This window comes from Microbacterium sp. (assembly GCF_030149085.1).
Classification (GTDB): domain Bacteria; phylum Actinomycetota; class Actinomycetes; order Actinomycetales; family Microbacteriaceae; genus Microbacterium.
The window spans coordinates 1-7,191 of sequence record NZ_JASBSF010000167.1; the positions used below are offsets into that span (position 1 = coordinate 1).

Consider the following 7,191-nt stretch of genomic DNA (forward strand, 5'->3'; position numbering starts at 1 on the left):
GGATGCTGTCGCCACCCTCAAGAAGGCGCTCGACAACGTGCGCCCGACTCTTGAGGTCAAGAGCCGCCGCGTCGGTGGTTCCACCTACCAGGTTCCCGTCGAGGTCAAGCCGCACCGCGCGAACACCCTCGCGCTGCGCTGGCTCGTCAGCTACGCGAAGGGTCGTCGTGAGAAGACGATGACCGAGCGCCTGCAGAACGAAATCCTGGATGCCTCGAACGGCCTCGGTGCCGCGGTCAAGCGCCGCGAAGACACCCACAAGATGGCCGAGTCGAACCGCGCATTCGCCCACTACCGCTGGTAACACCCCTTTGCCGTTCCCGCAGGCCACGAACCTGCGGGAACGGCAAAGTCCGCGACATCCCTCACCACACGTAAGGACACCCCGTGGCACAAGAAGTGCTCACCGACCTGAACAAGGTCCGCAACATCGGCATCATGGCTCACATCGACGCCGGCAAGACGACGACGACCGAGCGCATCCTCTTCTACACGGGTGTCAACCACAAGATCGGCGAAACCCACGACGGCGCTGCGACCACCGACTGGATGGAGCAGGAGCAGGAGCGTGGCATCACGATCACCTCTGCGGCCGTGACGTGCTTCTGGGACAAGAACCAGATCAACATCATCGACACCCCCGGCCACGTGGACTTCACCGTCGAGGTGGAGCGTTCGTTGCGCGTGCTCGATGGCGCCGTTGCTGTCTTCGATGGCAAGGAGGGCGTGGAGCCCCAGTCCGAGACCGTGTGGCGTCAGGCCGACAAGTACGACGTGCCGCGCATCTGCTTCGTCAACAAGATGGACAAGCTCGGTGCTGACTTCTACTTCACCGTCGACACGATCATCAACCGTCTGAAGGCAAAGCCCCTCGTCATCCAGCTGCCGATCGGTGTCGAAAACGACTTCGTCGGCGTCATCGACCTGGTTGAAAACCGCGCCCTCGTGTGGCCCGGCGACGCCAAGGGTGACGTGACCATGGGCGCCAAGTACGAGATCCAGGAGATCCCTGCCGACCTCGCTGACAAGGCCGCCGAGTACCGCGAGAAGCTCCTCGAAACTGTCGCTGAAAGCGACGAGGCGCTGCTGGAGAAGTACTTCGGTGGCGAAGAGCTCACGGTGGCCGAGATCAAGGGCGCCATCCGCAAGCTCACGATCGCCTCGGAGATCTACCCCGTGCTGTGCGGCTCGGCATTCAAGAACCGCGGCGTGCAGCCCATGCTTGACGCTGTTGTGGACTACCTGCCCTCGCCGCTGGACGTTCCCTCGATCGAGGCTCACGACCCCAAGGACGAAGAGAAGATCATCGAGCGTCACGCCGACGCTGCCGAGCCGTTCGCCGCGCTCGCCTTCAAGATCGTCTCGCACCCCTTCTTCGGTCGCCTCACCTACATCCGCGTGTACTCGGGTCACCTCGACTCCGGTGCGCAGGTGGTCAACGCGACCAAGGGCAAGAAGGAGCGCATCGGCAAGATCTTCCAGATGCACGCCAACAAAGAGAACCCGGTCGACTCGGTCACCGCGGGGCACATCTACGCCGTCATCGGCCTCAAGGACACCACCACGGGTGACACCCTCTCGGATGCCGACAAGCAGGTCGTCCTCGAGTCGATGACCTTCCCGGAGCCGGTCATCGAGGTCGCGATCGAGCCCAAGACGAAGGCTGACCAGGAGAAGCTGGGTCTGGCGATCCAGAAGCTTGCCGAAGAGGACCCGACGTTCCGCGTCGAGCAGAACTCCGAGACCGGCCAGACCGTCATCAAGGGCATGGGCGAGCTGCACCTCGACATCCTCGTGGACCGCATGAAGCGCGAGTTCAAGGTCGAGGCCAATGTCGGCAAGCCCCAGGTGGCGTACCGCGAGACGATCCGCAAGGCCGTCGAGCGCCACGACTACACGCACAAGAAGCAGACCGGTGGATCCGGCCAGTTCGCGAAGATCCAGTTCGCGCTCGAGCCCCTCGAGGTCACGGCCGAGAAGATCTACGAGTTCGAGAACAAGGTCACCGGTGGCCGCATCCCGCGCGAGTACATCGAGCCGACCAACCAGGGCTTCCAGGACGCGATGAACGTCGGTGTCCTCGCGGGCTACCCCATGGTCGGCATCAAGGCGATCCTCATGGACGGCGCGTCGCACGACGTCGACTCGTCCGAAATGGCGTTCAAGATCGCCGGTTCGATGGGCTTCAAGGAGGCCGTCCGCAAGGCGAACCCCGTCATCCTCGAGCCGCTCATGGCGGTCGAGGTGCGTACTCCCGAGGAGTACATGGGGGACGTCATCGGTGACCTGAACTCGCGTCGCGGCCAGATCCAGTCGATGGAGGATGCCGCCGGCGTCAAGGTCGTCCGGGCCCTCGTTCCCCTGTCCGAGATGTTCGGCTACATCGGTGACCTGCGCTCGAAGACCTCGGGCCGTGCGGTCTACTCGATGGAGTTCGACAGCTACGCGGAGGTCCCCAGGGCCGTCGCCGACGAGATCGTCCAGAAGAACAAGGGCGAGTGATCGCTCACGGGTGCCGCACCCGCGGCATCCGGTTCTTCAGGGTTACAACTTCACACCAGAAACACACACACCCTCTCGCCTAGACTGAGAGACATCCCCGTAGAGTGCCGGTCGCAATCCAGCGCCCGGAGCTTCTACATGACCGTCCTGAGGAGGACCCAGTGGCTAAGGCCAAGTTCGAGCGGACCAAGCCGCACGTGAACATCGGAACGATCGGTCACGTTGACCACGGCAAGACGACGCTCACCGCGGCGATCTCGAAGGTGCTCGCCGACAAGTACCCGTCGGCCACCAACGTGCAGCGTGACTTCGCGTCGATCGACTCGGCTCCCGAGGAGCGTCAGCGCGGTATCACGATCAACATCTCGCACGTTGAGTACGAGACCCCCAAGCGTCACTACGCACACGTTGACGCCCCGGGTCACGCCGACTACATCAAGAACATGATCACCGGTGCTGCCCAGATGGACGGCGCGATCCTCGTGGTTGCCGCCACCGACGGCCCGATGGCTCAGACCCGTGAGCACGTTCTGCTCGCCAAGCAGGTTGGTGTTCCCTACCTGCTGGTCGCGCTGAACAAGGCTGACATGGTCGACGACGAGGAGATCCTGGAGCTCGTCGAGCTCGAGGTTCGCGAGCTGCTCTCGAGCCAGGACTTCGATGGCGACAACGCCCCCGTCGTTCGCGTTTCGGGCCTGAAGGCTCTCGAAGGCGACGAGAAGTGGACCGAGTCCATCGTCGAGCTCATGAACGCTGTTGACGAGTCGATCCCCGACCCGGTGCGTGACAAGGACAAGCCGTTCCTCATGCCCATCGAGGATGTCTTCACGATCACCGGTCGTGGCACCGTCGTCACCGGTCGCGCCGAGCGTGGCACGCTCGCGATCAACTCCGAGGTCGAGATTGTCGGCATCCGCCCGACGCAGAAGACCACGGTCACCGGTATCGAGATGTTCCACAAGCAGCTCGACGAGGCATGGGCCGGTGAGAACTGTGGTCTGCTTCTTCGTGGCACCAAGCGCGAAGACGTCGAGCGCGGTCAGGTCGTCGTCAAGCCCGGTTCGGTTACCCCTCACACCAACTTCGAGGGCACCGCGTACATCCTGTCCAAGGACGAGGGTGGCCGTCACAACCCGTTCTTCACGAACTACCGCCCGCAGTTCTACTTCCGCACCACCGACGTGACCGGCGTCATCACCCTCCCCGAGGGCACTGAGATGGTCATGCCCGGTGACACCACCGACATGACGGTCGAGCTGATCCAGCCGATTGCCATGGAAGAGGGTCTCGGCTTCGCGATCCGTGAGGGTGGCCGCACCGTCGGCGCCGGCACGGTCACGAAGATCCTGAAGTAGTCTTCGGCACCTGTCGAGAGGGGTCGTCCGCGTCACGCGGGCGGCCCCTCCGTCGTGCTGGAAACCCCCCCGTTTCAGCGGCAGTGCGTCGAGTGAGGTCTTTGTTTCGAATCGGTGAACATTGCGTCCCGTTTCGCAGCCCCGATTGTGGTATTCACGAAACTGTGGGTAGCCTGGGAGCAACTCGCGGAGGACGAGGGCTGTTCCAGGCAGCGCTGACCTCCGCGCAAAACGCCCCCCACGCCGCTCGTCGGCATACACACAACAGACTTTTTTCTACGTCGGGGAGACACTATGAAGAGCCTACGTACCAAGATAGCGGCGGTAGCCATCGCGGTTGCAGCTATCATCGCTGCGCCCGCCGCTGCCTCCGCATACACGCCCTCCGGTCCCACCGCCGGAATCACCGCCACCGGAACCTTCACACCCGGCGGCTCCATCACACTCACCGCCGGCGGATATGACCCCGGCACTCAGGTGAGCTTCACCGTCACCGGCGAGAACGGTGCCGGTATCACGCTGGCCATGGTGAAGTTCGTGTCGTCCACCTCGCCGGTCTTTGGGCCGTATTCGGCCAATGCCTCGGGTGTCGCCAACTCGGCGGCCATCGTGCTGCCCTCCAACGCGAGCGGCACCTACAGGGTGAGGGCAACAGCACCGGGATACACCAACCAGACCACACAGTTTGCTGTCGGGTCGTCCGCCGGTGGCGGCGGGCTGCCCAACACCGGTTTCGATGCGACCTCGATGCTCGGGGTCTGGATCGGTGGCGGCGTGCTGCTGCTCGGCGGTGTGCTCGTCACGGTCTTCGCGGCGCGCCGCGAACGCCAGGACGCCTGAGCGCGACCGTACAACCTCAACGAAGGCCCCCGCTTCGGCGGGGGCCTTCGTCATGCGGCGGCGTAGCGGATCAATCCCGGCGTGAGTTTGCGACACGCCCGGGATGCACGTAGACTACTGAGGTTCCACATTCCGGTGCGCACTGTTGTGCGCCTGGATCACTGCCAGGGCAGTGCATAGAACGCGCGAAAGCGCAGAGTCTAGGCCGCGGGCAGCAGAACACGTTTCCCACACAGCATCCCTGCTTGCCAGGGTGACACGCGTGCGTGTCGTGCGGGACCGGATGCGCGAGCGTCCGGGTTGACATCAGAACAGCGGTGCAGCATCCGCGACATGCATACCCATGCAGCGGAGTGAAGTGCCACGGCGCGCAAGCGCCACGGTGCGTCCAATGCCCGTGCCCCGAACCGATCGGGGTCCAGAGGTAAGACGCGAGAAAGAGAGTGAGCAGACAATGGCGGGACAGAAGATCCGCATTCGCCTGAAGTCGTACGACCACGCGGGGCTTGACAGCTCGGCGCGCAAGATCGTCGACACCGTGACCCGAGCGGGCGCGACGGTCGTTGGACCCGTGCCGCTTCCGACCGAAAAGAACGTCGTGTGCGTCATCCGGTCGCCCCACAAGTACAAGGACAGCCGCGAGCACTTCGAGATGCGCACCCACAAGCGTCTGATCGACATCATCGACCCGACGCCCAAGGCCGTCGACTCGCTGATGCGCCTTGACCTGCCGGCCGACGTCAACATCGAGATCAAGCTCTGAGGTTCGACATGGCTGACATCAACTCAAAGATTTCGAAGGGACTGCTGGGCACCAAGCTCGGCATGACCCAGGTTTGGGACGAGAACGGCAAGCTCGTTCCCGTCACCGTGATCGAAGTGGCCCCCAACGTGGTCACCCAGGTCCGCACCCCCGAGAAGGACGGCTACAACGCCGTTCAGATCGCGTACGGCCAGATCGACCCCCGCAAGGTGAACAAGCCCCTCTCGGCCCACTTCGAGGCCGCGGGCGTCACCCCTCGCCGCCACCTCACCGAGGTGCGCACGGCGGATGCAGCTGACTACTCACTCGGTCAGGAGCTCACCGTCGACGGCGTGTTCGAGGCGGGTCAGCTGGTCGACGTCGTCGGCACCAGCAAGGGTAAGGGCACCGCGGGTGTCATGAAGCGCCACAACTTCAAGGGCGTTTCGGCCTCGCACGGTGCGCACCGCAACCACCGCAAGCCCGGTTCGATCGGCGCCTCCTCGACCCCCAGCCGCGTGTTCAAGGGCATGCGGATGGCAGGTCGGATGGGCGGCGAGCGCGTCACCGTGCTGAACCTCACCGTCCACGCGGTCGACGCCGAGAAGGGTCTGCTGCTCGTCAAGGGCGCCGTCCCCGGTGCGCGTGGTCGCATCGTCTACGTCCGCAACGCAGTGAAGGGTGCCTGATCATGGCTGACTCGACTCTCGCGCTCGACGTCCACAAGGCTGACGGCAAGAAGGCCGGCTCGGTTGAGCTGCCCGCCGCCCTGTTCGACGTCAAGACGAACATTCCGCTCATCCACCAGGTCGTCGTGGCGCAGCGCGCCGCGGCTCGCCAGGGTACTCACTCGACCAAGCGTCGCGGTGAGGTCTCGGGTGCCGGCCGCAAGCCGTTCAAGCAGAAGGGCACCGGTAACGCCCGTCAGGGTTCGATCCGCGCGCCCCACATGACCGGTGGTGGCATCGTCCACGGGCCCAAGCCCCGCGACTACGGACAGCGCACGCCCAAGAAGATGATCGCTGCCGCGCTCCTCGGTGCGCTGAGTGACCGCGCTCGTGGCGAGCGTCTGCACATCGTCGACTCGTTCGGTATCGAGGGTGCTCCGTCCACGAAGGCTGCTGTTGCCGTCCTCGGCAACCTCGCCCCGGCGAAGAACGTCCTCGTGGTCGTCACGCGCGACGACGAGACGAGCATCCTGAGCGTTCGCAACCTCGCGTACGTGCACGTGCTCTACGTCGACCAGCTCAACGCCTACGACGTCCTCGTCTCGGACGACATCGTCTTCACCAAGGCTGCCTATGACGCGTTCGTCGCGTCGAAGACCGTCTCCACCCAGGAGGTCTCCGCATGACCACTGTCAACAAGGACCCGCGCGACGTCATCCTGAAGCCGGTCGTCTCCGAGAAGAGCTACTCGCTCATCGACGAGGGCAAGTACACGTTCCTCGTGGACCCGCGTGCGACCAAGACCGAGATCAAGCTCGCGATCGAGAAGATCTTCGGCGTCAAGGTGGCCTCGGTCAACACGATCAACCGCGTCGGCAAGGCCCGTCGCACCCGTTTCGGCATGGGCAAGCGCAAGGACACCAAGCGCGCCATCGTCACGCTGAAGTCGGGCTCCATCGACATCTTCACGGCCGTCGGCTGACAGTCGGAATAGAGGACTAGAGACATGGCAATTCGCAAGTACAAGCCCACGACCCCCGGTCGCCGCGGCTCGTCGGTGGCGGACTTCGCTGAGATCACCCGA

The 7,191-nt window shown here is 64.1% G+C and carries 8 protein-coding genes; all 8 read left to right on the forward strand.

Annotation, left to right across the window (positions count from 1 at the left end; genetic code table 11):
* The coding region (rpsG, locus tag Q1V87_RS06780; protein ID WP_300591416.1) for a 30S ribosomal protein S7 at positions 1 to 304 on the forward strand (304 nt) is incomplete at its 5' end.
* An 83-nt stretch (positions 305 to 387) separates the two neighbouring features.
* Positions 388 to 2,502 (forward strand): elongation factor G, encoded by a 2,115-nt coding sequence (fusA, locus tag Q1V87_RS06785; RefSeq protein WP_292709638.1) that lies wholly within the window; start codon positions 388 to 390, stop codon positions 2,500 to 2,502.
* A gap of 161 nt (positions 2,503 to 2,663) precedes the next feature.
* The gene (gene tuf / locus Q1V87_RS06790; RefSeq protein WP_292709640.1) at positions 2,664 to 3,857 is read left to right on the forward strand and encodes an elongation factor Tu; all 1,194 of its coding nucleotides are present in this window, start codon (positions 2,664 to 2,666) and stop codon (positions 3,855 to 3,857) included.
* Positions 3,858 to 4,151: 294 nt separating this feature from the next.
* Complete coding sequence (locus Q1V87_RS06795; protein ID WP_300591417.1) at positions 4,152 to 4,697, forward strand: LPXTG cell wall anchor domain-containing protein; 546 nt, start codon at positions 4,152 to 4,154, stop codon at positions 4,695 to 4,697.
* Between the two features lie 454 nt (positions 4,698 to 5,151).
* A complete protein-coding gene (gene rpsJ, locus Q1V87_RS06800; RefSeq protein ID WP_013584016.1) occupies positions 5,152 to 5,460 on the forward strand; it encodes a 30S ribosomal protein S10 in 309 nt (102 codons plus the stop codon).
* A gap of 8 nt (positions 5,461 to 5,468) precedes the next feature.
* Entirely contained in the window at positions 5,469 to 6,128 is a 660-nt protein-coding gene (gene rplC, locus Q1V87_RS06805; RefSeq protein ID WP_292709644.1) for a 50S ribosomal protein L3, read from the forward strand.
* Positions 6,129 to 6,130: 2 nt separating this feature from the next.
* Entirely contained in the window at positions 6,131 to 6,793 is a 663-nt protein-coding gene (rplD, locus tag Q1V87_RS06810; RefSeq protein WP_300591418.1) for a 50S ribosomal protein L4, read from the forward strand.
* Positions 6,790 to 7,089 (forward strand): 50S ribosomal protein L23, encoded by a 300-nt coding sequence (gene rplW / locus Q1V87_RS06815; RefSeq protein WP_300591419.1) that lies wholly within the window; start codon positions 6,790 to 6,792, stop codon positions 7,087 to 7,089. Before rplD ends, rplW begins: the two co-directional genes overlap by 4 nt.
* The last annotated feature ends 102 nt before the right edge of the window (positions 7,090 to 7,191 follow it).

Excerpts from the sequence above, each read along its gene's own strand:
- Q1V87_RS06795 (WP_300591417.1), top strand. The coding sequence starts at position 4,152 with ATGAAGAGCCTACGTACCAAGATAGCGGCGGTAGCCATCGCGGTTGCA.
- rpsJ (WP_013584016.1), top strand. The coding sequence starts at position 5,152 with ATGGCGGGACAGAAGATCCGCATTCGCCTGAAGTCGTACGACCACGCG.
- rplC (WP_292709644.1), top strand. The coding sequence starts at position 5,469 with ATGGCTGACATCAACTCAAAGATTTCGAAGGGACTGCTGGGCACCAAG.
- rplD (WP_300591418.1), top strand. The coding sequence starts at position 6,131 with ATGGCTGACTCGACTCTCGCGCTCGACGTCCACAAGGCTGACGGCAAG.
- rplW (WP_300591419.1), top strand. The coding sequence starts at position 6,790 with ATGACCACTGTCAACAAGGACCCGCGCGACGTCATCCTGAAGCCGGTC.